The organism is Mesorhizobium sp. M7A.F.Ca.ET.027.03.2.1, from assembly GCF_003999175.1.
Lineage (GTDB): Bacteria > Pseudomonadota > Alphaproteobacteria > Rhizobiales > Rhizobiaceae > Mesorhizobium.
Map to the genome: position 1 here is coordinate 1 of NZ_RZOM01001447.1, position 1141 is coordinate 1141.

Annotated in this window: 1 protein-coding gene and 1 pseudogene; both read right to left on the reverse strand. The window is 63.7% G+C overall.

Annotated features, from left to right (window positions below; genetic code table 11):
* Positions 1 to 308: pseudogene (locus tag EN750_RS35485) on the reverse strand (ABC transporter ATP-binding protein); the annotation flags it as partial.
* Positions 309 to 318: 10 nt separating this feature from the next.
* A partial coding sequence (locus EN750_RS35490; protein WP_127399358.1) for an ATP-binding cassette domain-containing protein occupies positions 319 to 1141 on the reverse strand: 823 nt, incomplete at its 5' end.

Below are 1141 nucleotides of genomic sequence, written 5' to 3' on the forward strand. Positions count from 1 at the left end.
GTGCGGATGACCAGCACCACCACGACCATGAAAACCAGTTCAGGACCGGCGGCGGCCCACAGTGCGTGCCAGCTGCGCTCGGCGGGAAGCTGGTCGAGAATATCGACCAGCCGCCCGACGAAGTAGAACAGGCCGGCCTCGACCAGCGGCGCGATGCCGCCGATGACCAGCATGGCGAAGAAGGCGAACTTCGCCTGGCCGACATAGTGCCAGAGGAAACCGCCGACGCTGGTCGGTGGCCGAAGATTCGCTGGCTCCCTGAACGGATAGACCCAGTTCTCGAACCAGCGATAGACGGCAGTCATCATGCGGCGGCCATCATTCTGCGGCTTGCCCCTTTGCAAGTGCGTCGTTGGCGGGGTCGGCGGGACCGCCCTCAAGCAGGAACCCGCCCGACTGGCGCTGCCAGAGCTGGGCGTAGAGCCCGCCGCGGGCGACGAGTTCCTCGTGCGAACCTTCCTCGATGACACGGCCTTTGTCCATCACCACCAGCCTGTCCATCGCCGCGATGGTCGACAGCCGGTGCGCGATGGCGATGACGGTCTTGCCTTGCATGAGCTTGTAGAGGTTCTCCTGAATCGCCGCCTCGGCTTCGGAATCAAGCGCCGAGGTCGCTTCGTCAAGGATAAGTATTGGCGCATCCTTCAACATAACGCGAGCAATGGCGACGCGTTGACGCTGGCCACCGGACAATTTGACCCCGCGGTCGCCGACATGGGCATCGAAGCCCTTCCGGCCACCGGCATCCGAAAGCCCTGATATGAAGTCCAGCGCCTCGGCGCGCCCCGCCGCCTCGACAAGCAGCTCTTCCGAGGCATCGGGCCGGCCATAGAGGATGTTCTCGCGCACCGAACGATGCAGCAGCGAGGTGTCCTGCGTGACCATGCCGATCTGCGCACGCAGCGAATCCTGCTTCACACCGGCGATCTCCTGGCCATCGATCAGAATCCGGCCGGCTTCGAGGTCATAGAAGCGCAGCAACAGGTTGACCAGCGTCGACTTGCCGGCGCCGGAACGGCCTACGATGCCGACCTTTTCGCCCGGCTTCACCGCCAGCGACAAGCCTTCGATCACACCCTTCTGCTTGCCGTAGTGGAAGCGGATGTCCTCGAAGCGGATTTCACCCCTGGAAACGCTGATC